Annotated in this window: 24 protein-coding genes and 1 riboswitch; of the genes, 18 read left to right on the plus strand and 6 right to left on the minus strand. The window is 48.7% G+C overall.

Annotated features, from left to right (window positions below; all coding sequences use genetic code 11):
• Nucleotides 1-44: 44 nt before the first annotated feature.
• The gene (bioA, locus tag KNV97_RS09275) at nucleotides 45-1325 is read right to left on the minus strand and encodes an adenosylmethionine--8-amino-7-oxononanoate transaminase (RefSeq protein WP_218562951.1); all 1281 of its coding nucleotides are present in this window, start codon (nucleotides 1323-1325) and stop codon (nucleotides 45-47) included.
• A 131-nt stretch (nucleotides 1326-1456) separates the two neighbouring features.
• Between bioA and bioB the strand changes: the two genes are divergently transcribed.
• The 4 genes from bioB to bioD are packed head-to-tail and all read left to right on the plus strand — an operon-like array spanning nucleotide 1457 to nucleotide 5142.
• Entirely contained in the window at nucleotides 1457-2509 is a 1053-nt protein-coding gene (bioB, locus tag KNV97_RS09280; protein ID WP_136484422.1) for a biotin synthase BioB, read from the plus strand.
• On the plus strand, nucleotides 2496-3650 hold the full coding sequence (gene bioF / locus KNV97_RS09285; RefSeq protein WP_256612745.1) for an 8-amino-7-oxononanoate synthase: 1155 nt from the start codon (nucleotides 2496-2498) through the stop codon (nucleotides 3648-3650). Before bioB ends, bioF begins: the two co-directional genes overlap by 14 nt.
• Nucleotides 3647-4450, plus strand: coding sequence for a malonyl-ACP O-methyltransferase BioC (bioC, locus tag KNV97_RS09290; protein WP_136484424.1), 804 nt, complete (start codon nucleotides 3647-3649; stop codon nucleotides 4448-4450). Before bioF ends, bioC begins: the two co-directional genes overlap by 4 nt.
• Nucleotides 4447-5142: a dethiobiotin synthase gene (gene bioD / locus KNV97_RS09295; RefSeq protein ID WP_218562953.1), complete on the plus strand. Its 696-nt coding sequence runs from the start codon at nucleotides 4447-4449 to the stop codon at nucleotides 5140-5142. Before bioC ends, bioD begins: the two co-directional genes overlap by 4 nt.
• A gap of 130 nt (nucleotides 5143-5272) precedes the next feature.
• On the opposite strand, the gene KNV97_RS09300 is transcribed toward bioD, so the two are convergent.
• Nucleotides 5273-5437 (minus strand): hypothetical protein, encoded by a 165-nt coding sequence (locus tag KNV97_RS09300; protein WP_168796999.1) that lies wholly within the window; start codon nucleotides 5435-5437, stop codon nucleotides 5273-5275.
• A 305-nt stretch (nucleotides 5438-5742) separates the two neighbouring features.
• Here KNV97_RS09300 and htpX point away from each other — a divergent pair, with 305 nt between their 5' ends.
• The 13 genes from htpX (at nucleotide 5743) to KNV97_RS09365 (ending at nucleotide 18954) form a co-directional block, all read left to right on the plus strand.
• Complete coding sequence (gene htpX / locus KNV97_RS09305; RefSeq protein WP_218562954.1) at nucleotides 5743-6606, plus strand: protease HtpX; 864 nt, start codon at nucleotides 5743-5745, stop codon at nucleotides 6604-6606.
• Nucleotides 6607-7402: 796 nt separating this feature from the next.
• Nucleotides 7403-8251, plus strand: a complete 849-nt coding sequence (locus KNV97_RS09310) for an MIP/aquaporin family protein (RefSeq protein ID WP_136484427.1) — start codon at nucleotides 7403-7405, stop codon at nucleotides 8249-8251.
• An 80-nt stretch (nucleotides 8252-8331) separates the two neighbouring features.
• The gene (gene glpK / locus KNV97_RS09315) at nucleotides 8332-9849 is read left to right on the plus strand and encodes a glycerol kinase GlpK (protein WP_136484428.1); all 1518 of its coding nucleotides are present in this window, start codon (nucleotides 8332-8334) and stop codon (nucleotides 9847-9849) included.
• A gap of 155 nt (nucleotides 9850-10004) precedes the next feature.
• Complete coding sequence (locus KNV97_RS09320; protein ID WP_136484429.1) at nucleotides 10005-10781, plus strand: DeoR/GlpR family transcriptional regulator; 777 nt, start codon at nucleotides 10005-10007, stop codon at nucleotides 10779-10781.
• A 166-nt stretch (nucleotides 10782-10947) separates the two neighbouring features.
• Nucleotides 10948-12492: a glycerol-3-phosphate dehydrogenase gene (gene glpD / locus KNV97_RS09325; protein WP_136484430.1), complete on the plus strand. Its 1545-nt coding sequence runs from the start codon at nucleotides 10948-10950 to the stop codon at nucleotides 12490-12492.
• A gap of 397 nt (nucleotides 12493-12889) precedes the next feature.
• On the plus strand, nucleotides 12890-13309 hold the full coding sequence (locus KNV97_RS09330; RefSeq protein WP_136484431.1) for a nuclear transport factor 2 family protein: 420 nt from the start codon (nucleotides 12890-12892) through the stop codon (nucleotides 13307-13309).
• Complete coding sequence (locus KNV97_RS09335; protein WP_136484432.1) at nucleotides 13306-14031, plus strand: SDR family oxidoreductase; 726 nt, start codon at nucleotides 13306-13308, stop codon at nucleotides 14029-14031. The genes KNV97_RS09330 and KNV97_RS09335 overlap by 4 nt, the downstream gene beginning before the upstream one ends.
• 12 nt (nucleotides 14032-14043) lie before the next feature.
• Nucleotides 14044-15321 carry an NAD(P)/FAD-dependent oxidoreductase gene (locus KNV97_RS09340; protein ID WP_136484433.1) on the plus strand — a complete coding sequence of 426 codons (1278 nt, stop codon included), beginning with the start codon at nucleotides 14044-14046 and terminating at the stop codon, nucleotides 15319-15321.
• Nucleotides 15321-16145 (plus strand): DUF1365 domain-containing protein, encoded by an 825-nt coding sequence (locus KNV97_RS09345; RefSeq protein WP_136484434.1) that lies wholly within the window; start codon nucleotides 15321-15323, stop codon nucleotides 16143-16145. The genes KNV97_RS09340 and KNV97_RS09345 overlap by 1 nt, the downstream gene beginning before the upstream one ends.
• Nucleotides 16139-17383 (plus strand): SAM-dependent methyltransferase, encoded by a 1245-nt coding sequence (locus KNV97_RS09350; protein WP_136484435.1) that lies wholly within the window; start codon nucleotides 16139-16141, stop codon nucleotides 17381-17383. The genes KNV97_RS09345 and KNV97_RS09350 overlap by 7 nt, the downstream gene beginning before the upstream one ends.
• On the plus strand, nucleotides 17380-17934 hold the full coding sequence (locus KNV97_RS09355; protein WP_240798162.1) for a DUF2878 domain-containing protein: 555 nt from the start codon (nucleotides 17380-17382) through the stop codon (nucleotides 17932-17934). The genes KNV97_RS09350 and KNV97_RS09355 overlap by 4 nt, the downstream gene beginning before the upstream one ends.
• Nucleotides 17858-18415, plus strand: coding sequence for a chalcone isomerase family protein (locus tag KNV97_RS09360; RefSeq protein WP_136484436.1), 558 nt, complete (start codon nucleotides 17858-17860; stop codon nucleotides 18413-18415). Before KNV97_RS09355 ends, KNV97_RS09360 begins: the two co-directional genes overlap by 77 nt.
• Nucleotides 18412-18954 (plus strand): DUF3833 domain-containing protein, encoded by a 543-nt coding sequence (locus tag KNV97_RS09365; RefSeq protein ID WP_136484437.1) that lies wholly within the window; start codon nucleotides 18412-18414, stop codon nucleotides 18952-18954. Before KNV97_RS09360 ends, KNV97_RS09365 begins: the two co-directional genes overlap by 4 nt.
• Nucleotides 18955-19128: 174 nt before the next feature.
• Here the strand turns inward: KNV97_RS09365 and purB are convergent, their stop codons facing one another.
• The 3 genes from purB to mnmA all read right to left on the minus strand — a co-directional run bounded on the left by purB (nucleotide 19129) and on the right by mnmA (nucleotide 22474).
• Nucleotides 19129-20499: an adenylosuccinate lyase gene (gene purB / locus KNV97_RS09370; RefSeq protein ID WP_136484438.1), complete on the minus strand. Its 1371-nt coding sequence runs from the start codon at nucleotides 20497-20499 to the stop codon at nucleotides 19129-19131.
• A 203-nt stretch (nucleotides 20500-20702) separates the two neighbouring features.
• Nucleotides 20703-21320, minus strand: a complete 618-nt coding sequence (gene hflD, locus KNV97_RS09375) for a high frequency lysogenization protein HflD (protein WP_136484439.1) — start codon at nucleotides 21318-21320, stop codon at nucleotides 20703-20705.
• Nucleotides 21321-21355: 35 nt separating this feature from the next.
• Nucleotides 21356-22474 (minus strand): tRNA 2-thiouridine(34) synthase MnmA, encoded by a 1119-nt coding sequence (gene mnmA, locus KNV97_RS09380; RefSeq protein ID WP_218562955.1) that lies wholly within the window; start codon nucleotides 22472-22474, stop codon nucleotides 21356-21358.
• A gap of 385 nt (nucleotides 22475-22859) precedes the next feature.
• On the opposite strand from mnmA, the gene KNV97_RS09385 reads away from it, so the two are divergent.
• Nucleotides 22860-24164 carry an inosine/guanosine kinase gene (locus KNV97_RS09385; RefSeq protein WP_136484441.1) on the plus strand — a complete coding sequence of 435 codons (1305 nt, stop codon included), beginning with the start codon at nucleotides 22860-22862 and terminating at the stop codon, nucleotides 24162-24164.
• 331 nt (nucleotides 24165-24495) lie between these two features.
• On the opposite strand, the gene KNV97_RS09390 is transcribed toward KNV97_RS09385, so the two are convergent.
• Nucleotides 24496-24900 (minus strand): H-NS family histone-like protein, encoded by a 405-nt coding sequence (locus KNV97_RS09390; RefSeq protein ID WP_136484442.1) that lies wholly within the window; start codon nucleotides 24898-24900, stop codon nucleotides 24496-24498.
• A 407-nt stretch (nucleotides 24901-25307) separates the two neighbouring features.
• A riboswitch (Lysine riboswitch) is annotated at nucleotides 25308-25491 on the plus strand.
• Nucleotides 25492-25544 lie beyond the last annotated feature (53 nt).

Raw genomic sequence — 25544 nt, forward strand, 5'->3', positions numbered from 1 at the left:
AGACGAGATTTGTCCTGAAAACGGTCCTTGTGCTGAAAAGCTGGCTACGACTGAAAACATTCCGGGGTCTGTAAGGCCGCTTCTACCGCGTTAAGCAGTTGGTCGAGATGATGAGCTTCACTGATAAATGGTGGCATCATATAGATCAAACGGCCAAACGGGCGAATCCACACTCCATGTTCGACAAATAATGCCTGAATCGCTTCCATGTGCACCGGATGATGTGTTTCTACCACCCCGATGGCGCCAAGCCAGCGCGTTGCTTTGACTTGCGGATAGTGGTTGAGGAGAGGTAAACGCTCAGCAAAGCATTGCTCAATCTGTTTAACCTGTTGTTGCCAGTGATTTTCTGCAATTAATTCCAGACTCGCAGCCGCGACTGAACATGCCAGCGGATTGCCCATAAACGTTGGACCATGCATAAAGCAGCCGGCCTCACCGCCGCACACTGTATCGGCGACGTCTTTGCTGGCCAGGGTGGCCGATAAGGTCATGTAGCCACCTGTCAGCGCTTTACCGACACACAGAATGTCCGGTGCAATGCCTGCGTGTTCGCAGGCAAACAACTTGCCGGTGCGGCCAAATCCGGTCGCAATTTCATCCAGGATCAGCAAGACGCCAAATTCGTCGCACAAGGCGCGCACTTCACGCAGGAACTGCGGGTGATAGATACGCATTCCTCCTGCACCCTGCACGATGGGCTCTAAGATCACTGCGGCTATCTGGTGATGGTTATCGGTGAGCTGTCGACGGAAATCGACGATGTCGTTGTCATCCCACTCTTGCCAAAAACCGCCTCGCGGCGACTCAGCAAACAGATGCTCCGGCAGGAAGCCTTTATACAGACTGTGCATCGAATTGTCCGGATCGGTGACTGACATCGCGGCGAAGGTATCGCCGTGATAGCCGTGGCGCAGAGTGAGAAACTTCGGACGCTGTTCGCCTTTGGCATGCCAGTACTGCAGCGCCATTTTCAGGCTGACTTCAACCGCGACTGAGCCGGAATCAGCCAGAAAAACATGTTGCAGATTGTCCGGAGCCAGCTCCAGCAGCTTGCGGCAGGCATCAATCGCCGGCTGATGGGTAATGCCGCCGAACATGACGTGAGACATCTTATTAATCTGTTGGTGAGCGGCCTGATTAAGGCGCGGATGATTATAACCGTGAATGGCGGACCACCAGGAAGACATGCCGTCTACCAGCTCTGTACCATCCTCAAGATAGAGCGAGACACCGTCGGCATGGGTCACCGGGTAGCAGGTCAGAGGTGTAAGGGTCGAAGTGTAAGGATGCCAGATGTGCTGGCGGTCGAAGGCGAGATCCATAGATAATCCGAACTGAAAATTAGATTAAAAAGAAAACAAGTGTAAACTTGTTGATTTTGTTGTTGTTGACAGTCTAACGCTTGTCGGTAGACTAGCCAACATAAAACTAATAACCCCAACAAGGATTACACGTGGAAACTCGTCATAACTGGACAGTGGCTGAAGTCAACGCCCTGCTTGAAAAACCGTTTATGGACCTGTTGTTTGAGGCACAGCTGGTGCATCGCCAGTTTCACCCCAATAACTATGTTCAGGTCAGCACTTTATTGTCGATAAAAACCGGTGCCTGCCCAGAAGACTGTAAGTATTGTCCGCAAAGTGCTCACTACCGTACTGACGTTGATAAAGAGCGTCTGATGGAAGTGGAACGTGTATTAGACGCCGCGCAAAAAGCGAAAAACTCAGGTTCCACCCGTTTCTGTATGGGCGCGGCGTGGAAGAACCCGAAAGCGCGTGATATGCCATTGCTTAAAGAGATGATCTCAGGCGTGAAAGGCATGGGGCTGGAAACCTGTATGACGCTGGGTATGCTCGATTCTGAACAGGCGAAAGAGCTGGCTGACGCCGGGCTGGATTACTATAACCACAACCTGGACACCTCGCCTGAGTTCTACGGTAACATCATCACCACGCGTACTTATCAGGATCGCCTGGATACCTTGTCCCACGTGCGTGATGCCGGCATGAAAATCTGTTCAGGCGGTATTATCGGCATGGGCGAAAGCACCAATGACCGAGCCGGACTACTGGTTGAACTGGCTAATCTGCCGGTACACCCGGAAAGTGTGCCGATTAACATGCTGGTTAAAGTCAAAGGCACGCCGCTGGAGACAGCTGAAGATGTGGAGCCGTTTGATTTTGTTCGTCTGATCGCGGTTGCCCGCATCATGATGCCACAGTCGGCAGTGCGCTTGTCAGCCGGTCGCGAGAATATGAATGAGCAGATGCAGGCACTTTGCTTCATGGCTGGAGCTAACTCTATTTTCTATGGTTGCAAGTTACTGACCACACCAAACCCGGCTGAAGACAGCGATATGATGCTGTTCAAAAAGCTGGGCATAAATAGTCAACAAGTGGCTCAAAAGCCAGATGAAATTACTGAAAATGAACTGCTGGATCGCGTGGTAGAGCGTGTGGCAGCTCGTCCAACCGCGGATGACATTTTCTACGATGCCAGCGTTTAACTCCAGAATCGAGCAAGCCCTTGCCGCGCGCAAGCAGCAGGGGCTGAGCCGGACTCTGCAGGTGCTGCAGGGCAGCAATAAGGTTCGTTTTGAACAAAACGGCCGCCAGTTTGTCAATTTTTCCAGTAACGATTATCTCGGGCTGGCGGCGGATCCTGAACTGGTCAAAGCCTGGCAGGTTGGTTTGGATAAATATGGCTGTGGCAGCGGTGCATCGCCTTTGGTCACCGGCTTCAACTATGCCCATCAGGCTCTTGAACAAGAGCTGTGTCAGTGGCTCGGTTACGAGCGTGCGGTGCTGTTCGGCTCTGGTTTCAGCGCAAACCAGGCGCTGTTGTTTACCCTGCTCAACAAAGACGATGTTGTCATTCAGGATAAACTGAATCATGCCTCGCTGCTGGAAGCCGGATTACTCAGTGCAGCGACTATGAAGCGCTTTCGTCATAATGATATCAAGCATCTCAACCAACTGCTGAATGCCGATAGCGCCGCTAAGCTGGTCGTCACTGAAGGCGTATTCAGTATGGATGGCGATCAGGCTCCGTTGGCGCAAATTCAGCATAGTATTGAAGGGAAAGCCTGGCTGACCGTCGATGATGCGCACGGCATTGGAATTCTGGGGCGCAAAGGGGCAGGCAGTTGTGATGCTGCGGGTATAAAAGCGGATATTCTGGTGGCGACCTTCGGTAAAGCGTTTGGTCTGTCCGGTGCCGCGATTTTATGTAACGCTTCGGTCGGGGATTATCTGACCCAGTTTGCCCGTCATCATGTTTACTCTACCGCGATGCCGCCTTCCCAGGCCCACGCCCTGACTCACGCCGCGCAGATGATTCAGTCCCAGCAGTGGCGCCGGGATAAGTTGGTCGAGTTATCCGATACCTATGATGCCATGCTCAAAGATTTGCCTGGCTATATGGCAACTGATACCACCATTAAGCCTTTTGTTCTCGGCAGTGCCGCAAGGACCCTGGATGTTGCTGAGCAAATGAAACAGTCCGGATGCTGGATGACAGCGATTCGCCCGCCAACTGTGCCGCAGGGCAGTGCAAGGCTGCGTATTACGCTGACTGCCAGTCATCAGGTCGCTCATGTCCAGCATATGGCAGAGAGCCTGCTGCGCTGTCTGGAGGAGCAAACATGACAGTCACTATGCTATCGGATTCCTCTTTGAGTACCGACAAAGCCGCGATTGCCGAGGCGTTTGGTAAAGCAGCGGCTCACTATGACCAGCATGCAGCTTTTCAGCGCGATGTCGGTGAGCGTTTACTTCGTTTTCTGCCTGCAGACCTGACCGGCTATCAGGTGCTGGATCTGGGGTGTGGCACCGGTTATTTCTCGCTGTTACTGCGTCAGCGTGGCGCTCGTGTCGTGTGTGCAGATTTATCTGCCGGTATGTTGGATACCGCCCGAGAGCGTTGCGGTGATGACAGGATGCGCTACGTGTTGGCGGATGCTGAGCGTCTGCCGTTTGCGGCCCAATCATTCGATGTCGTATTTTCTAGCCTGGCATTGCAGTGGTGTGATGATTTATCACAACCTTTGCGCGAAGTGCGTCGGGTCTTGAAAGCTGACGGCATCGGCTTATTTTCTACTTTACTTGATGGCTCGCTGAGTGAACTTAAATCTGCCTGGGCGAAAATTGATGCACATCAACACGTTAATCATTTCATCACGCTCAATCAGTTAAAAATTGCGTTGGCGCAAGCCCAGTGTTTGCAACATCAAATAGACTTACCGACGATTACAGTCTGGTACGAGTCTGCATTTTCGTTAATGCGCGATTTGAAGGGAATTGGCGCCAATCACGTCAATGGCCGTTCGCGTGGCTTAACCAGCCGACGCGTGCTCACTCAGGTCGAGCAGCACTACCAGTTGTTTGGTAACCATCAAGGTCTTCTGCCTGCAACATATCAGGTTTGTTTAGGGGTAATACATCGATGATAGATGCATTTTTTATTGCGGGTACGGATACCGACGTTGGCAAAACAGTGGCATCCAAAGCCATTTTACAGGCATTATCTGCCAGGGATTTAACGACGATTGGTTATAAGCCAGTAGCCGCCGGTTGTGAGAAAACTGAGCATGGCTTTCGTAATTCAGATGCGCTGCACCTGTTGCAGGCTGCGTCGAAGAAAATGGATTACGAAGATATTAATCCTTATGCACTGGAACTGGCCACTTCGCCTCACATTGCTGCCAAATATGAAAATGTGACGATTGAATATGAAGTTCTCAGCGACAAGCTGGCGAAGCTAAAAGCGAATTCTGACATGGTATTAGTGGAAGGTGCCGGTGGCTGGCGGGTTCCGGTATCAGATTCAGACTATCTGTCTAGCTGGGTTAAGCAAGAGCAGTTACCGGTGGTGCTGGTGGTTGGTATTAAGCTGGGCTGTCTGAGTCACGCGCAACTGACGGCCGAGAGCATCAAAGCCGACGGACTGAACCTGGTGGGATGGGTCGCGAACCGCATCAATCCCGGCACAGAACATTATGCCGATATCATCACCATGCTGGAGCAGCACATCGACGCGCCTAAGTTGGGTGAGATCCCTTATTTACTCAGCGCTAAACGCCAGGATCTGGGCAAATACATCGATGTGACGCCGTTAGTCGGCGAGCCTGAGCACGCGTAGCGGGCCAGTAGGGGATAACTGATTTCCCGGTCGATGACGTGATAGCAAAACAAACGATCAAAAAAGGCTGCCTTGGCAGCCTTTTTCAGTAAAACTTATGTGCATTGCAAGTATGGGTTTGATTCAAACCTTAGTTTTTATTTAAACCCATCAGCGCATAATGCGTGTCAGCGATATTCTGCTGTTTGGCTGAATCAGTACTGATACCCAGCTCTTTTTTGGCTTCTTCTTCAGTTAAGCCTAGGTGACAACAAAGTAAATCAATCGCCATTTGGTAGCTATGCGCTTCAGCCATGATACTTTCCTTTCATTATCGGTTAATCCCTGAACTCCCAAAATGTAGTTTCTTTCCCGGGATCCCTCAATAAGACCAAAGTCTAAAGTTATACTGATCCGACCTGACGCTGAATGGGCATTGAAGACAGACATTAAATGTTGCAATTTACTGCTTAACCTTGAATATCAAATCTTAGACACTATCTATTAGATTAGTCTTTCAGTATTAGTTACGTCTTAAAGTAAAAGAATCAGTCTATAAGCCCTGACTTAAAACAGACAACTAAGGGCGTTATATTTCACATCCTGTGCGGAGAAAAGTAAATGAAGCGAGTGTTATTATTCCTGGCGACCAACCTGGCCGTGGTGCTGGTGTTAAGTGTTGTTTTGAATATTGTGTATGCCTTTACCGGTATGCAGCCAGGCAGTCTGTCTGGTCTGCTGGTTATGGCGGCAGTGTTTGGTTTCGGCGGTGCCTTCATTTCGCTGATGATGTCGAAAGGTATGGCACTGCGCTCTGTGGGCGGAATGGTGATTGAAAACCCGCGTAATGAAATGGAGCACTGGCTGATGCAAACTGTGAGTCGTCAGGCACAGCAAGCGGGTATTGGTATGCCGACAGTGGCGATTTACGACGCGCCGGACATGAATGCATTCGCAACCGGTGCTAAGCGTGATGATTCTCTGGTCGCTGTTTCTACGGGACTGCTACATAACATGACCCGTGATGAAGCCGAAGCGGTACTCGCCCATGAGATAAGCCACATTGCCAACGGTGACATGGTCACCATGACACTGATGCAGGGTGTGGTGAACACCTTCGTTATCTTCCTGTCGCGCTTTGTTGCCAACCTGATCGCATCCCGTGACTCGGAAGAGGGTGAGGGCAGCAACATGATGGTTTATTTTGCGGTCTCTATGGTGCTGGAGCTGGTGTTCGGCTTCCTGGCAAGCTTTATTACGATGTGGTATAGCCGTCATCGTGAATTCCATGCCGATGCTGGTGCCGCGCAACTGGTCGGTAAACAGAAAATGATTGCCGCACTGGAGCGTCTGAAGATGAGCTATGAACCTCAGCTTGAAGGTTCAATGATGGCATTTGGTATTAACGGTAAAAGCACATTAACAGAACTGCTGATGAGTCACCCTCCGTTGGATAAACGAATTGCCGCGCTGCGCAATTCGTAATTCCCCAAGATACCAATGCACCAATAAGCCAATGTGCCGATAAACCCATTGGCCAATAAAACAATCACTCCGGACACGGCCTGCTCTGCCCGGGGGGATGTCAATCCAAGGCCCTGAGTTCACCCTCAGGGCCTTTTGTTTTGCCCTCATAATCCCACTGTATGTTTCTTCTGGACCTGCTTCTTCTGAGTCATGATCGTTTAACGGAACATTACTTGCGCACAGACAGAACTGTTCTTGTCATGACCGCTTGCTCTATGCTTGCTGCTGCGTTTATTGACAGCGGCTTATTCTGTCCGCGCTTACCTTTATGCGAATCGGCGATTTTGTTATCGGCTACTTATTGATTTACCGATTCATTTTAAAATTTTTGTTTATTTTCCGAGCGAACGAACGTTGTGTTGTTAATCATTTGCTATTTATGTTGCCTAACTGTGTTGTTTTTAGTGTTTGTTTAGTGATTTAATTGTCACTTTCGAAAGTTTTATGGATTAAATTATTTTAAAACAATAGCTTATGGTTATTTGTCGGGGTGGGTTACGCAATGACCTGGTGTGTGCAGAGGACTTAATGTGCGAACTTTAGCGCCTTTTCCATGATCTGAGGCAGCAAAGATGCGGGAATAAAGTGATCTATGTAACAAACAAGAAATGAGTTTGTCATTTAGTTATGAGTGAACGCGCATTTTTTGTGTTTCTTTGTTTTCGTATTCGATAATGAATGCATAATTACGTCAGCAACAACACAATTATAACGAGCAACTATAACGAGCCGTGAAAACAAAAGGACGAACATTATGACCACTCTTAAACAACCTAGTTTGCTAGGACAATGTATTGCTGAATTTATTGGCACCGGATTACTGATATTTTTCGGTGTTGGCTGCGTTGCGGCACTGGTTTTAACCGGTGCGCAGTTTGGCCAATGGGAAGTGAGTATTATGTGGGGCTTTGCAGTTGCGATTGCCATCTACTGCACAGCGGGGGTTTCCGGAGCGCATATTAATCCGGCAGTCACAATTGCATTAGCCGTATTTCACGGCTTTGAAAAGGAAAAGGTAATCCCTTATATCGCTGCTCAGTTGTTGGGGGCTTTCAGCGCAGCCGCGCTGGTTTACGCTCTGTTCGGCCCGCTGTTTACCGACTACGAAATTGCCCACAATTTCACCCGAGGTAGTGAAGAGGCTCTGGCTACGGCAGGTATTTTCTCGACTTACCCGAATCCGGCTCTCTCTTTTTCTGGTGCTTTTGCGGTCGAGTTTGTCATTACCGCAGTTTTGATGTTTGTCATTCTGGCGCTGGGTGATGAGCGCAATGGCGCGTCACGTGGCGCAATGAACCCTTTACTGATCGGTATCCTTATTGCGATTATTGGCGGCTCACTTGGCCCGCTGACCGGTTTTGCTATGAACCCGGCGCGTGACTTCGGTCCCAAGCTGTTTGCTTACCTTGCTGGCTGGGATTACGCATTGTCCGGCGCTAAAGATATCCCGTATTTCATCGTGCCGATTGTCGCTACCATTTGTGGTGCGTGTTTTGGCGGATGGCTGTATCCGAAAGTGATCGGTGCACACTTACCTCAGGAAGGCCAGGGTTGCACTATCCCGAATCAATGTGATGAAACGGTGGAAAACGCATCGGCGTAACCACAGACTTATTGATCTGTAAAGTCACCATTAAAACGATTTTAAAATAGAACATAATAGAAAACAAAAGGAATCCTGACATGAGCGACCAAAAATACGTTGTAGCACTCGACCAAGGCACAACCAGCTCACGCACTGTTATTCTCGATCACGACGCTAATATCGTCGCGGTATCACAACGTGAATTTACCCAAATTTATCCGCAGGGTGGCTGGGTTGAACATGATCCGTTGGAGATCTACGCTACCCAAAGTTCAACGCTGACTGAAGTCCTGGCGAAAACCGGTATCAGCAGTGATCAAATCGCCGCTATCGGTATCACCAACCAGCGTGAAACTACTGTGGTGTGGAACAAAGAGACAGGTAAGCCGGTATATAACGCGATTGTGTGGCAATGTCGTCGTACCGCTGACATTTGTGATGAGTTACGTGCTCGTGGTCTGGAGTCTTACGTGCGTGATAATACCGGTCTGGTTCTTGACCCGTATTTTTCCGGTACCAAGGTGAAATGGATTCTGGATAACGTCGAGGGCGCTCGTGAAGATGCTGAAGCGGGTAAACTGCTGTTTGGTACCGTTGATACTTGGCTGGTGTGGAAGATGACCCAGGGCCGCGTTCATATTACTGATTACACTAACGCATCGCGTACTATGCTGTTTAATATCAATGACATGTGCTGGGACCAAAAGATGCTCGATGAGCTGGGTATTCCTGCCTCTATGTTGCCGGAAGTGAAATCATCATCTGAAATCTACGGTAAAACTAACATTGGTGGTAAAGGCGGCACACGTATTCCGATCGCAGGTATTGCCGGTGACCAGCAGGCAGCACTGTACGGTCAGATGTGTGTTGAACCTGGACAGGCGAAAAACACTTACGGTACCGGCTGCTTCCTGTTGATGAATACGGGGACCGAGCGCGTAGCTTCAACCCATGGTTTGTTGACGACTCTGGCTTGTGGCCCGAACGGTGAGCCTAACTATGCACTGGAAGGTGCGGTCTTTATGGGTGGTGCTTCGATTCAGTGGCTGCGTGATGAACTCAAACTGTTTTCGGACGCACACGACTCTGAATACTTTGCCACCAAAGTAGACAGCTCTAACGGCGTTTACGTGGTGCCTGCATTTACCGGCCTTGGCGCACCTTACTGGGATGCACATGCCCGTGGCACCATTGTTGGTCTGACTCGCGGCACCAATACCAACCACATTATCCGCGCCACGCTGGAAGGGATTGCCTACCAGACTCGTGACGTACTGGATGCGATGCAGGCCGACTCAGGTATCCGTCTGGAGACGTTGAAAGTCGACGGTGGTGCGGTGGCAAACAACTTCCTGATGCAGTTCCAGGCTGATGTGTTGGATACTGAAGTACAGCGTCCTGAAGTGACGGAAGTGACTGCACTGGGGGCTGCTTATCTGGCTGGTATCGCGGTAGGTTACTGGAGTGGTATCGAGGAAGTGCGTAATAAAGCGGTTCTGGATCGTACCTTTACACCGCATGAAGACGAAGACAAGCGCGCCCGTCGTTACAAAGGCTGGAAGCGAGCGGTGAAATGTGCTCAGGTTTGGTCAGAATTACGCGATAGTGAAGATTAATCGTCTGATTTATGGGCAAACCAACAAAAAAGAGCGCGTAAGAGCGCTCTTTTTTTGCATCAGCTCCTGATTTGGGGCTTCACAACTTCTCATAGGGTTGTAATTGGCGCACAATGCCCTTTATAACAACAAGATCACTATCAGGAGTAGAGTACGTGAAGCAAGTTCCACGACACCAGCAGATTGTCGAGCTGGTTACTAAACATGGTTATGTGAGCACCGAAGAGTTAGTCGAACGTTTTAATGTCAGCCCGCAGACCATTCGTCGTGATCTTAATGAACTCGCCGACGAAAATAAAATCCGCCGTTATCACGGTGGGGCGACGATTCCGTTAAGTTCGGAAAACATCTCTTATAATACGCGTAAATCGATAAATTTCAGCGAAAAAGACATTATTGCTGAGGAGGTCGCCAAGTCAATTCCGGATGGTGCGACACTGTTTATTGATATCGGAACCACACCTGAAGCGGTTGCCCGCGCCCTGAATAAAAACCACAAGCAACTGCGTGTTGTCACCAACAATATGAATGTGGCAACCATCTTGTTACCTAATCCGGAAGTGAGGCTGATTCTGGCGGGTGGCGAAGTACGCAACCGTGACGGCGGCATTGTTGGCGAGGCGACACTGGATTTTATTAAGCAGTTTCGTCTGGACTTCGGTATTCTTGGTATCAGTGGCATAGACTTGGACGGTTCATTACTGGATTTCGACTACCATGAAGTTCGGGTCAAACAGGCGATTATCGAGAACAGTCGCAGCGTACTGCTCGCGGTGGACCATTCTAAATTTGGTCGTAACGCCATGGTGAAACTGGGCAATATTTCCCAAATTCACAGTCTGTTTACCGACCAGCGCCCGCCGGAACAGATTATCAATATCCTTAACGAGCACAACATAACTCTGAGTGTGATCGAAGGTAAGAGCGCATAAACTCATTTAAGCGCTATTAAAAGCCCATTAGTTAATACTTGTGGGCTTTTTTTGTGGCTGAATCACACAAATCGAGCATAAACGAACATTTTTGGTGACTGAAAACGAAAATGGATCTACCATGAGTCATATTCGTTCGCTCATTAGAATACTAAGGTCAGCAAAAATGAACACAAAGACTCAACATAATAATGACCATCTTCTCGATATGATTATTATCGGTGGAGGTATCAACGGTGCCGGTATCGCAGCGGATGCTGCCGGCAGAGGCCTGTCGGTCGGTCTCTATGAAGCTCAGGATTTTGCCAGCGCGACGTCATCGGCAAGTTCCAAGCTGATTCACGGCGGACTGCGTTATCTGGAGCATTATGAGTTTCGTCTGGTTTCAGAGGCACTGGCCGAACGTGAAGTACTGCTGCGTAAAGCGCCGCATATTTCGATTCCGATGCGATTCCGCCTGCCTCATCGCCCGTTCCTGCGTCCTGCGTGGATGATTCGTTGCGGCCTGTTTCTGTATGACCACCTGGGTAAGCGCACCACACTGCCAGCGAGTCGCAAAATTGATCTGGCTAAATCCGGTTTGCTGAAACCAGAGATGAAGGTTGGTTTTGAATATTCTGACTGCTGGGTTGATGATGCGCGTATGGTGCTGCTGAATGTGTTGTCTGCCCAGAATAACGGAGCAGAAGTGGCGAACTACTGTAAGGTTGAGCAAGCGGAACAGAAAAACGGTATCTGGCACGTCACGATTCATAATGTGCTGACCAACACGCGTTTTGAGCGCAAAGCCAAAGTTCTGGTGAATGCGGCAGGGCCTTGGGTCAAGCAGGTGTTTGACGACGGCTTGCATGCAGCGTCACCGCGTAACATTCGTCTGATCAAAGGCTCCCACATCGTAGTGCCAAAAGTTCATCACGAAAATAAAGCTTACATTCTGCAGAATAAAGATGGCCGGATTGTATTTGTTATTCCTTATCTGGGGGATTTTTCCATCATAGGCACCACAGATATGGAGTACAAAGGCGATCCGCGTAAAGTCGAGATCTGCGATGAGGAAGTGGAATACCTGCTCGATATCGTAAACCAGCACTTTGTTAACCAAGTACACAAAGATGATGTCGTATGGACTTACAGTGGTGTGCGTCCGCTGTGTGATGATGAATCAGATTCACCGCAGGCGATCACGCGTGACTACACTCTGGAACTGACCAAAGATGGCGAAGCGCCGATTTTGTCTATTTTTGGTGGTAAGTTGACGACTTACCGTAAACTGGGTGAGTCAGCGATGAAAAAACTGGAGCCGTTTTTCCCGAACATGGGACGTCCATGGACTGCGTACAGCACATTGCCGGGTGGCGATTTCAGCTGTAGCCGGGAAAAACTGGCCATCACCATTCAGCAGCAATATCCGTGGCTAAGTGATAAGCAGGCGTTTCGCTATGTGACTCAATTCGGTATGTACACCCACAAAATGCTGGCGGGTGTTTCTAACGCTGAACAGATGGGGCGCGAGTTTGCGCCAGGTGTATACCAAATCGAAGTGGATTACATGCTGGAGCATGAATTTGTCAAAAACAGTGACGACCTATTATGGCGCCGTACCAAGTTAGGTTTGTATCTCAACCAAGAGCAGCGGGAACAAGTGGCTGAGTACATTGCCGCCAATCTACCGGCTCAGCCAGCCGTCAGTTTATCAGTCGTCAATCATTAACCCGAAGCCCTTGATCGGTGATCGTTGACTGGTGAACAAAGTTTCAAGATAAAACCAGATTTCGAAGCAATGAAGCAATGAAGCAATATCGGAGTCTGGTTTTTTGTCGCTACCGTAAACGTCAATCGGGATGTGCAACGGATTGCCGCACATCTCTGCCCTTGATTTACCCTGCTTTTTACCGTGCTCACTTTTGGGTGCCGTTTTCATTTTGTTACTTATTTATCCTCCAAACTCAGCATCTTACTTAGCGCCTTAGTGATCGGCTTCGCTGCCCCTTGCGTACACCCTAATATAAAAAGTTGTACAAATATTTTTTTGTACAACTTTTGCGAAATGCTCTACAGTAGAGTTGTGTTGTACGAAATTATGTTTTGTATAAGTATTGAGGTCGGTCATGGATGTACAAACGGTTGCGCATTTTTACACTAAGCTCAACAAAAGCACCTTGCATACATTGCAGGATATTTATCATCACGATGTCGTGTTTGAAGATGCGGCACATCGTATCGAAGGCTTTGCGTCTTTGGCTGATTACTTCGATAACCTGTACCGCAATGTTGACCGGTGTGACTTCGTTATCCACGAACAGCATCAGGCCGGGCAGAATGCCTTTCTGACCTGGACCATGCAGCTCCAACATCCCAAATTGGCCGGAGGGCGAATGGTACAAGTGCAGGGCATGAGTCATGTGAAGTTTCATGAAGCGAAGGTGATTTACCACCGCGACTATTTTGATTTAGGTGAGATGTTGTATGAGCAGTTGCCGTTACTCGGCAGCGTTATCCGCTCGATCAAACGGAGGCTGGGGCAATGAGGTCTGTGCTGATTACTGGGGCAACGTCGGGTATTGGTAAAAAACTGGCCGAAGACTATGCACGTCTTGGTTGGCAGGTGATCGCCTGCGGCCGTAATCAGGAGAAGCTGCAGCAACTCTCTTCGCTTTCAACCTCAGTGCACTGTTTGCAGTTCGATCTCACCCAGCGTGAGCAGACTCTTGCGGCTTTGTCACAACTGCCTCTTACTCCCACATTATGGATTTTAAATGCCGGTGATTGCGAGTACATCGATGACGGAGTGATGGACGCCAAACTTATGGCGCGTGTGTTTGAGATTAATGTGATTGGTCTCGCCAACGCCATAGAGGGCATCCAGCCTCATCTCAGCGCCGGACACAGGGTGGCCATCGTTGGCTCAATCGCCAGTGAGCTCGCGTTGCCAAGAGCTGAGGCGTATGGCGCTTCGAAAGCAGCCGTCGCCTATTTGGCCAACACACTGCGCCTTGACTGGAGTCAGCGTGAAATCGCGGTATCAACCATCTTTCCCGGTTTTGTCGCCACTCCGCTGACCGATAAAAACACGTTCAATATGCCAATGATAGTGACTGCTGAGCAAGCGTCTCAACGGATTCGTCACGGGCTTGAGCGCGGGCAGGACTGCATTTACTTTCCGCGCCGGTTTACCTGGATAATACGCTGCCTCGGCGTGTTGCCGTATAGCTGGCAACACCGCCTTATCCGTCGTTTTTTCCGTACTTAGAAGGACATTACAATGAAAATAGCCATTGTCGGCACGGGAATTTCTGGCCTGACCTGCGGGTACTACCTGCATCAGGAGCATGACATTACATTATTTGAAGCCAACGATTATATCGGCGGACACACGGCGACAGTAGATGTTGAACTGCAGGGGCAATCTTACTCTGTGGATACCGGATTTATTGTCTACAACGATCGGACCTATCCTAACTTTATCCGCATGATGGATGAAATCGGGGTACAAGGCGTGCCGACTCAAATGAGTTTTAGTGTGCGCAATGATAGTAATGGGCTGGAGTATAACGGCCATACGCTGCGCACCTTGTTTGCCCAGAAGCGCAACTGGTTACGACCCAGTTTCTATCGCTTTATCCGGGAAATTGTCCGCTTTAATAAGCTGGCCAAGCAGGCTGAACGGGACGAACAGCAAAGCTTGCAAACCCTCGGGCAGTTCCTGCTCCATCACCGCTTTTCCGACTACTTTTGCCGCAACTACATTTTACCAATGGGGGCTGCTATCTGGTCTTCGTCGCTGGCTGATATGCGCGCTTTTCCGCTGATGTTTTTTCTGCGTTTCTTTCTCAATCACGGATTACTGGATATTACCGACCGGCCGCAATGGTATGTGATTGAAGGCGGCTCCCGTGCCTATATTGAACCATTGACCCGGGGATTCTCTGACCGTATCCGCCTAAATTCGCCGGTAAGTCAGGTGCGACGAACTCTGCAAGGTGTTGAGCTGGAAGTGAATGGTCGGGTTGAGCATTTTGACACGGTGATATTTGCTTGTCACAGCGATCAGGCTCTGAATATGTTAAATGACCCAAGCCGGAACGAAACAGATATTTTAAGTGCCATGGCTTATCAGGCCAACGAAGTGGTGTTACACACGGACACTGCACTTCTGCCTAAACGCAAAGCGGCATGGGCCTCGTGGAATTACTGGCTGAGCGGGCAGGCAGGAGAAGATCAGCAGTTGCCGTCTCTGACCTATAATATGAACATCCTGCAGCATATTCATTCGCCGCACACTTTTTGCGTGACCCTCAACAGCACGCACTCGATAGAACCGGACAAGGTTCTGCGCAAGTTTGTTTATCACCATCCGGTATTCACCCTGCAGTCTGTTCGGGCGCAGGAGAGAAAGCAGGAAGTGAGTGGCTTGAACAATACCTGGTATTGCGGTGCTTATTGGCACAACGGTTTTCACGAGGATGGGGTGCGCAGCGCACTGGACGTTATCACCCAAATTCAGGCTCAGGCGGCAAGAGATGCGAGAGGAGCAGCGTAATGCAGCAGCAAACAGCGGGCAGCGCTCTAATGGTTGGCCAGGTACGTCATCGCCGGTTTACCCCGGTGACGCACTCACTCAATTATCCGCTGTTTATGCCCTGTATCGACCTTGATGACTGGCCGGCACTGTCTCAGAAAGTGTGGGGACTGGGCGAACGTTGGTGGCACTGGGCTCGGTTTCGCCGTGATGATTATCTCGGTCAGGGGCCGCTGAAACAAGCGGTCCAGGATAAAGTGTATGAGCTGACCGGTGAGCAGTGCGACGGCAAAGTGCTGGCTGTGATTCATCTGCGTTATCTCGGTCTCTATTTCAGTCCTGTTAATTTTTACTATCTTTATGACAGGGGAGGACACTGGCGTTACTTGTTGGCTGAGGTCAGTAACACTCCCTGGAACGAGCGGCATTACTATGCAGTGGCGGCAGACAGCGGCGCCGACGGCGCGAACTGGAAGCACGAGAAAGTGTTTCATGTATCGCCGTTCAATCCCGTTGAACAGGAGTACCAATGGCGGCTGAAGCCGTTGGACCATTCATTAATGGTGCACCTCGAATGTCATCGGGATCAAAAGGAATTTGATGCCACTCTGGCGCTTAAAGCGCGTCCTTTTACCTCTTCCGGGTTACTAAAGTTGTTGGTACGCACTCCGGCAATGACGGTAAAAGTTGTGTTCGGGATTTATTGGCAGGCGTTCAAGCTGTGGGTGAAAGGCGCACCGACTTATTTACATCCTAAGGATAACTTTCATCCCAAGTATCGCTCACACCCCGAGAGTCGCCAGAGCAAGGCGGATAAAAACAATAAGGAGAATTCTCAATGTTAAATTCCTCATCATTAGAACTACCCAAGACCTTGTCGCAGTGGCAGAAAGGGGCGCGTAGCCTGGCCCTGCAGTCACTTCGTTTTCTGAATAGCGGGTCACTGACCATCGAAGAACACTTCTGTGGTAATACGATTAATCAGGAGCAGTTTGGCGAATACAAAGCCACAGAGCCTCATGCTGTGATCCGAGTGTCAAATCCGGACTTCTACGCCCGGGTCCTGAAAGGCGGCAGTATCGCCGCCGCAGAAGCCTATATGGACGGCTGGTGGGACAGTCCTGATCTGACGGCGCTGACTGAGCTGATGGCTCGTAACCTCGCCGCGTTGGATAAAATTGAGGCGCAAAGCAGCGTTATAACGCGCGCGGTTAATAAACTTGGGCACTGGCTGAAACGTAACTCGATTGTGCGTGCCAAGCAAAATATCGAGGCCCATTACGATTTGGGTAATGATTTGTACCGCACCTTCCTTGATGAGCGCATGCTGTATTCCAGCGCTCTGTATCTGAATACCTCAGATTCATTGGAGCAGGCACAGGTTCAGAAAATGGATCGCTTATGTCAGCAGCTCAAACTCACAGCCGATGATCACGTGATTGAAATTGGTACCGGCTGGGGCGCGATGGCGATCTACATGGCGCAAACCTATGGCTGCCACGTGACCACGACGACGATCTCTGAGCAGCAATATGATTACGCTAAACGTAAGATCGAGCAGTTGGGCCTGTCGGAACGTATCACCTTACTTAAGCAGGATTACCGAGTACTGGAAGGCACCTTTGATAAGCTGGTCTCGATCGAGATGATTGAAGCGGTCGGTAAAGCGTATCTGCAATCGTATATGACTCAGTGCCAAAAGCTGCTCAAACCGGGCGGTTTGATGGCGATTCAGGCGATTACTATCGCGGACCAGCGTTACGATTATTACAGTAATAACGTCGATTTTATCCAGAAGTATATTTTCCCTGGTGGCTTCCTGCCGTCGATTACGGCGCTCACCAGCATGGCGACTCGCAGTACGGACTTTGTGGTGCGTGACTTGTTAGATATTGGTCAGGACTATGCGAAAACTCTGGCCGACTGGCGGCAGCGGTTTGAGTCGTCTTTAGCTCAGGTTCGTGAGCTGGGGTATGACGAGCGTTTTATCCGCATGTGGCGTTATTACCTGTGCTATTGCGAGGGAGGATTCAAGGCGCAAACCATCAGTACCATTCACCTCACTCTGCAACGAGCCAGATGATGCGTTCATTTCTCCTGGTTTCAGTCTGGTTTGAGCTGATTTGGCTATTGGCCGTCCTGGGTCAGGAGCAGTGGCAGTGGCTGACCACTTTGCTGGTGGTCGTTACGCTACTGTTTTCAGCCTGGCGGCTATCCGTTGCCGTAGGGCGGATATGCGCCGTGGCCGTCACCGGTATAGCGATTGATGTGGCCAATATGCATCTCGGGCTATTTTTCTTTATTAATCCGCATCTTCCGGTGTGGTTAATTGCGCTTTGGTTCATTTTTGTCTGGTTTGCAGCTTTTGCTATCCCGGCATTGAGCCATTTGCCATCTTGGCTCGTAATAATAGCTACGGGCTTAGGTGGCGCGCTAAGTTATTGGGCGGGTTATCGTTTCGGGGCTGTTGGCTTCGGTTTGCCCGTTTTTTATACAGTGTTGGCACTGTTTTTGGAATGGTTAGGTGTGTCTTTGTTACTGATAAAGGTGTTTAGCAATGAAAACGTCAATCGCCACACTTTTCCTGAGCACACTGCTGTGGACCGGCGTAACAGCCAGCGCGGCAGAGGTTAATGGAACACAAAAGCCACAATGGAATGAATGGCCTGTCGTTGGGCAGGCTACTTTGTCCTGGCTGTGGTTAGATATCTATTCTTCCCGGTTGAGAACGCCGGACGGTAAATATCAGCAGCAGGATGATGTGCCTCGTCACCCGCTGGCGTTGGAGATCCGCTATTTGCGTGATATTGAGCGTGAAGACCTGGTCGAGGCCACCCGGGATCAGTGGCAGAAAATGGGCTATTCCAGTGATGAGATTGAGCGTTGGCTCCCGCTGTTAGAGACGATGTTACCGAATGTCCTGTCAGGCGAAAAGCTGGTCTATGTGTCTGACGGACATCGTGGACAGATGATCCATATGTCACTACAGGACAAGTCTCAGATTCTGGGAGAGGTTACAGATACGAAGTTTAACTCAGCCTTTCTTGCCATCTGGTTATCACCCAACACCCAATATCCGAAACTTCGCAGTCAATTAATAGGGATGAACCGATGACATCGACAGCAAAACTCTGGTGGGTAGTCAGAGCCTGGTTACTGATGGCCGCAACCATGTTGGCGGGTTGCTCGGCTGAGCTCAAGGATTATAAAGCGAGTCAGCCGACTTTCGATTTATTTGGCTATTTTTCCGGTCACACTCAGGCCTGGGGAATGGTACAGGATTATACCGATAAGCAGACCCGGCGCTTTGAGGTTGATATCGTAGGGACTGTCTCTGGTGATGTTTTGACCTTGGTTGAAGACTTTGAGTTTGACGATGGTGAGCAGAGTCAGCGTATCTGGACCATAACTCGCACTGGCGAGGGGATGTATCAGGGGCAAGCCGACGACATCATCGGAGTGGCAACCGGACAGGAAATCGGTAATGCCCTGCAGTGGCAATATGATTTTTTGCTGAAAACCGACGACAGCGAAATTGAGGTGACATTTGATGACTGGATGTATCGTCAGGACGAAACGCGCCTGTTCAATGTGACCACGATACGTAAGTTTGGCATTGAAGTGGGCAAAGTGACTTTGTTTTTTAGTAAATAAAAATTTTTAGTAAATAAAAGTTTTTTAGTAAAGGAAAGCTTTGCAGTAAATCAAAATTTTTCAGGACATCATTTTTTCGGAAATAGAGTCACTTGGTTTTTCTGCACATGATGGTTGGTGATTGACCAACAAAAAAGGGTAGCCGAAGCTACCCTTTGACGTATTCGCTTCAGATTAAAGCTTGTCAGTCAGTTCGATTGCGTAACCGATGTAACTGGCTGGCGTCATCTCTTTCAGGCGTGCTTTTTCTTCAGCTGGCAGCTCAAGGCCATCGATGAAGTTACGCATCGCTTCGCCGTCAACACGCTTACCACGAGTCAGCTCTTTAAGCTTCTCGTATGGCTTTTCGATACCGTAACGACGCATAACGGTTTGCACCGGTTCGGCCAGAACTTCCCAGTTCTGATCCAGCTCTTTCAGCAGTGCATCACGGTTAACTTCCAGCTTGCTGATACCTTTCAGAGTCGAAGTGTAAGCGATGATAGCATAACCCACACCTACGCCCAGGTTACGCAGCACAGTTGAATCTGTCAGGTCACGCTGCCAGCGTGAGATTGGCAGTTTTTGCGCCAGGTGGTTGAATACTGCGTTCGCCAGACCCAGGTTACCTTCTGAGTTTTCAAAGTCGATTGGGTTAACTTTGTGCGGCATGGTTGAAGAACCGATTTCGCCGGCGATCGTTTTTTGTTTGAAGTGACCCAGAGCGATGTAGCCCCATACGTCACGATCGAAGTCGATCAGGATGGTGTTGAAACGAGCAACGGCATCAAACAGCTCTGCGATGTAGTCGTGTGGCTCGATTTGCGTGGTGTACGGGTTCCAGGTTACACCCAGAGACTCAGTCACGAACTCTTCGCTGAACTGGTGCCAGTCGATGCTTGGGTAAGCCGACATGTGTGCGTTGTAGTTACCTACAGCACCGTTGATCTTAGCCAGAATTTCAACGTTTTCGATCTGCTTGTACTGACGCTCCATACGGTAAGCGACGTTAGCCATCTCTTTACCCATGGTTGACGGAGAAGCCGGTTGGCCGTGAGTACGAGACAGCAGAGGGATGTCACGGTATTCGTTTGCCAGCTTGCGAATCGCATCGATGATGTTGCGAATCTCAGGCAGGATCACAGTTTCACGCGCTTCGTGCAGCATCAGAGCGTGAGACGTGTTGTTGATATCTTCAGAAGTACATGCGAAGTGGATGAACTCGTTCACCGCGTGCAGTTCAGGAACGCCCGCCACTTTCTCTTTCAGAAAGTACTCAACCGCTTTTACGTCGTGGTTGGTGGTGCGCTCGATTTCTTTGATGCGCGCTGCATCTTCTTCACTGAAGTTTGCCGCGATCTCATCTAGAAACTGGTTTGCTTCCGCACTGAATGCTGGTACTTCTTTGATCGCATCTGTCGCTGCAAGTTTTTGTAACCAACGGATTTCAACGATAGAGCGGTACTTTAGTAGGCCAAACTCGCTAAAGATGCTGCGTAGTGCAATAGTCTTACTTCCGTAACGGCCGTCTACTGGTGAAACAGCAGTCAATGCTGACAGTTCCATGGGGTTCTCCTGAATTGAGTTTCTAAATTTCGTGTGCTTTATACCAATAACTGTGGCAATTGTCACGAACATTGCGCAATCGTTTGCGGTTGGTTGGTTTCAGTTTAAAAAACATCTTCGGTTGCGGTAATTCCGGCAATTTAAACATGACAGCAACCGAAAAAAATTAGCTCGCGACTAAGCGCGAGCTAATGAATCAATCTTTACAGCCTGGCTAACAGGATTTTAGCCTGCTCAACCATCTTCTTGCGTCCGAAAATCAGGTGACGACGTTTGCCTCCGACCTGACGCCACAGCACTGCACAGCGGATCCCAGACAGCAACAGGGCGCGTACTTTCTGCTGATTACCGGTTTGCTGCAGTACCGCAGGTGTGCCGGTGACCTGAATGCGTGGGCCGATTGGGCTGATGACATCCAGATAAATGCTGGCCAGGTTACTGATCATCTGGTCATCCAACAGATCGAAATGCTCCACCTGACGTTCGATCATCTGGATACGATCCCCTAGCTGAGAAAGGGCATCGCGGCGCTGAGTCAGTTTACGCTCCAGCGCCATCAGGCTGATGATGTAGCGGGTCACTTCGCTGCCTGCAGGCGTGCTGTCGATTCCGTTGACTAAACACTCAAGGCCGACTTTTAGATTAGCCTCACTGCCGAATACGTTGAGTGTATTGGCAGGGTTGGTAGATAAGATGGCCTTGAGAGAAGTTTCAAACGCGTCTGAATCACAGGAACCGTTTTTTGCTACTTGTTGAACCAGGGCAACGGCCTGGCAAATACCGGCAAAAGCGATGGTACGGTCGTAATTTGTGTTAGCCACGTAAATACTCCTAAAGTTGACTAAGTCCTGAATGCCTAAACGATGCGCTCTTCGATGATACCGCCACCCAGACAAACTTCGCCTTGGTAGAATACCGCTGACTGACCCGGGGTCACTGCAACCTGCGGTTCATCAAACATAACTTTGATATTACTGTCATCAAGAGGGATGATAGTACATGGTATATCAGCCTGGCGGTAGCGGGTTTTGACTGTGCAACGTGTTGGTGCTGTAATGATTTCGCGATCTACCCAGTGTAGTTGAGAGGCCACTAAACCCTCTGATTTCAGCAGTGGGTGATCGGCACCCTGAACAGCAATCAGCACGTTACGTTTCAGATCTTTCTCTGCTACATACCAAGGCAATTCGGAACCGTCTTTTAAACCACCGATATGCAGGCCTTTACGCTGGCCCAGGGTGTGATACATCAGGCCTTGGTGTTCGCCGATGACTTTACCTTCCGGTGTTTCGATTTTACCCGGCTGAGCCGGTAAATAGCGAGAAAGGAAATCGGTAAATTTGCGCTCACCGATGAAACAAATACCGGTTGAATCTTTTTTCTTCGCCGTGATCAGCCCTTGCTCTTCAGCAATACGGCGTACTTCTGGTTTTTCCAGTTCACCAACAGGGAACAGGCTGCGTGCGACTTGCTCGTGACTCAGCGTGTACAGGAAGTAACTCTGATCTTTATTGCTGTCCAGGCCTCGCAGCATCTGAGGCTTCTCACCCTGCTCAGGGAAAGTACGGCGTACGTAGTGGCCCATCGCAATGTAGTCTGCATCGAGTACTTCATCTGCGAATTCCAGAAACGCTTTGAACTTAATTTCTTTGTTACAAAGAATGTCCGGGTTTGGGGTACGGCCGGCTTTGTACTCTTCCAGGAAATACTCGAACACATTGTCCCAGTATTCTGCTGCGAAGTTGATGGTATGCAAATAGATACCCAGTTTGTCACAGACCGCCTGAGCATCAGCAAGATCTTCGGCAGCAGTGCAGTATTCTTCGTTATCATCCTCTTCCCAGTTCTTCATAAACAGGCCTTCGACCTGGTAGCCCTGCTGTTGCAGGAGATAAGCTGAAACGGAGGAATCAACGCCACCTGACATGCCGACAATAACTTTCTTTTGGCTGTTTGCGTTGCGGTTTTCTGACATGACTAAACACCACTTAATTAACTAGGAGGCAGATTCTAACAGAAAGATTTTTTTTGAGGACAGATCCGCGACTCGAATCACACTTCACACAGACGCTCTCTGCGGTTGTTTAAACGCAGTTTTTGACCAACAACATCATTTCCATGAGGACAGTGTTGCCTGTAAAAACACGGTTAAAGTTGGGGGATGTAAAACAGCGATTAATATAAGGAGATGGGCGTGATCTCATTGTCTAAATAGCGGAGTTCAGAGTGCAATCGTTATTATTTTTGCTATTGCTAAAAATATCATCATTGCAAACGTTTGCTATAATTGTGTGAGTTGCCGCAACATTGGACGCGGGGTAGAATCGCGCATCCTTTCCATCCGAGCCTATACTGACGTTATGAAATTTCCCGGCCAACGCAAATCCAAACACTATTTCCCGGTTCATGCCCGTGACCCGCTTGTGATTCAAGCACAAGAAAGTAAAAGAATGTCACGTACCCACATTATTGGTATTGATCAGACATTGGTTGATATTGAAGCAAAAGTCGATACCGGCCTGATTGAGCGTTATGGGTTGAGCAAGGGGCATTCGCTGGTGATCAGTGATGAGAGTGCAGAAGCTCTATATAGCGAGTTGAAGTCTGAGCAATTGATTACCAATGAATATGCAGGTGGAACTATAGGTAACACGCTTCATAATTATTCGGTATTAGCTGATGACCGTTCAACGTTATTAGGGGTTATGAGTCAGGATATAAAGATCGGCAGCTACGGATACCGCTATCTATGTAATACATCCAGTCGTATGGATTTGAATTACCTCCAAGGTGTTGACGGCGCGATTGGCCGCTGTTTTGCGTTAATTACTGAAGATGGTGAACGAACTTTTGCGATTAGTGAAGGTCAGATGAATCAGCTCAGTCCGGATAATATCCCGGAAAAGATTTTTAAAAGTGCTTCTGCATTAGTGCTCACAGCGTATTTAGTGCGTTGCAAAGAAGGCGACCCTATGCCTGATGCAACCATGCGAGCGATAGAATACGCCAAAAAACATGACGTGCCTGTGGTGCTGACGTTAGGGACTAAATTTGTTATTCAGGATGACCCAGCATTCTGGCAGCAGTTCCTCAATGATCACGTGTCTGTGTTAGCCATGAACGAAGATGAAGCGCAAGCTCTGACCGGCGAAAGCGATCCGCTTGCGGCTTCGGATAAAGCGTTGGATTGGGTTGATCTGGTGTTATGTACGGCAGGTCCTGTCGGTTTGTTTATGGCAGGTTATACGGAAGAATCCAGTAAGCGTGAAACTTCATTGCCTCTGTTACCCGGCTCTATTCCAGAATTTAACCGCTATGAGTTCAGTCGCCCGGCAACCAAAGTCAGCTGTATTAATCCGCTGCGTATTTATTCTCATATTGCGCCTTATATGGGGGGGCCGGAGAAAATAAAAAATACCAATGGAGCAGGGGATGCGGCGCTGTCGGCGTTGTTACACGATATGGCTGCAAATAAGTATCATAAAGAGAACGTTCCTAACTCCAGCAAGCATCAGCACGAGTTTTTGACTTATTCGTCTTTCTCTCAGGTGTGTAAATATTCCAACCGAGTAAGCTATGAAGTCCTGGTTCAGCACTCGCCGCGCTTGTCTCGTGGTCTGCCTGAGCGTGAAGATAGCCTGGAAGAAGCATACTGGGAACGTTAATCGCGGCTCATCAGTGAGCTAGGCTTGATTGCGGCAATAAACTTGATACGTATCTGTAAGCACTGCCAATTTGGTAGTGCTTTTTATTTACCTGCGGGATAAAAATCAACAACAGCGCTGCTTGCTGATTTTGAGTTGATGCCTTTATTGGTTATTGAGTTAAATTATGGAAAGCATGTCGTTTATTGTTTAAGCCACTTATCTGTAACAAAATCTAACGGCGACCTGTGTTAAATCTGTAAGCGGTTTCATGCTCATTCTGTAGCGCATAAATATTTATATCAATAGAAAAAAAGGCCCCCATATGGGAGCCTTATTAAAAGATAAGCTATTAAAGTGCGAAGTCTTCGAGAGATTTACCTTCGTCCAGAGCTTGTTGGATAACCGATGGAGTACGACCTTGGCCTGTCCAAGTCTTTTCTACACCGTTGTCCATGTATTTATACTTAGCTGGGCGAGGAGCACGTTTGCCTTTCGTTTTTGTTTTAGTTTCACCAGCAAGTGCAGTAATAAGAGCATCAACATCAATGCCGTCTTTTGCAATTTGCTCAGCGATAGCGGCTAATTTAGCCTCTTGAGCTTCACGTGCTGCACGTTCTTCTTCTTCCGCTTCTTTGCGTTCTTCAACAACAGTAGATAATTTATCCAGTGCTTCTTCTAGTTGTTCAACAGTCAATTCACGAGCGTACGCACGAAGGCTGCGAATATTCAACAGAGTTTTTGTAATTTCCGACATTACCGATTCCTATGAAATAAATTCTTTTAACAGTTCAATAGTAAACCCAGCGATTTATTCTGGCAACAATGAAAGTGTAATATTAAGAAAAATATTTGTAAAAATAAAATAACTGCGCCGTGGGCAATTTATTACTCCCGCTTCACCCTTATCTTATTTATGGTTTTATTCGCTGAATTGGTTAAAAGGAGCAATTTATCGCACAAACGCAAATAAGCGAAGTGATATTCATTGCATAATTGTATGAAATGGGTCTCAGCAATGAAATGGATTTCAACATTTTGTGATCAAAATTGAGTAACAGGATGTGTTGCATTGATAATTATCATAAGTACAATAGCGCGCACCTGATGCGAAGTTCGGGATGAGAATCTGTTACAACTGCTTAACAGAGATGTTTGTCCTGGTTTCGATGTAGAGGCGCGATATCGATAAGTAGTCATGATTAGGGTGATGCCAGTGAGTTATGACAAAAGGTGATATCGCCGAAGTCAGCACGCCTGTCAATGCGTCTGGCTGGGGTTGTCAGCGAATAGGGACAACACTGCCATAGTCTATTTTTTCCTTAAACTATGGAGCGCTACTGTAGGGTTGGGTGAAGTGTTCGCTTCCCTTTCGCTTAGTTCAACATAAGTTACGCGTTA

It is taken from the genome of Vibrio ostreae, assembly GCF_019226825.1.
GTDB lineage: Bacteria > Pseudomonadota > Gammaproteobacteria > Enterobacterales > Vibrionaceae > Vibrio > Vibrio ostreae.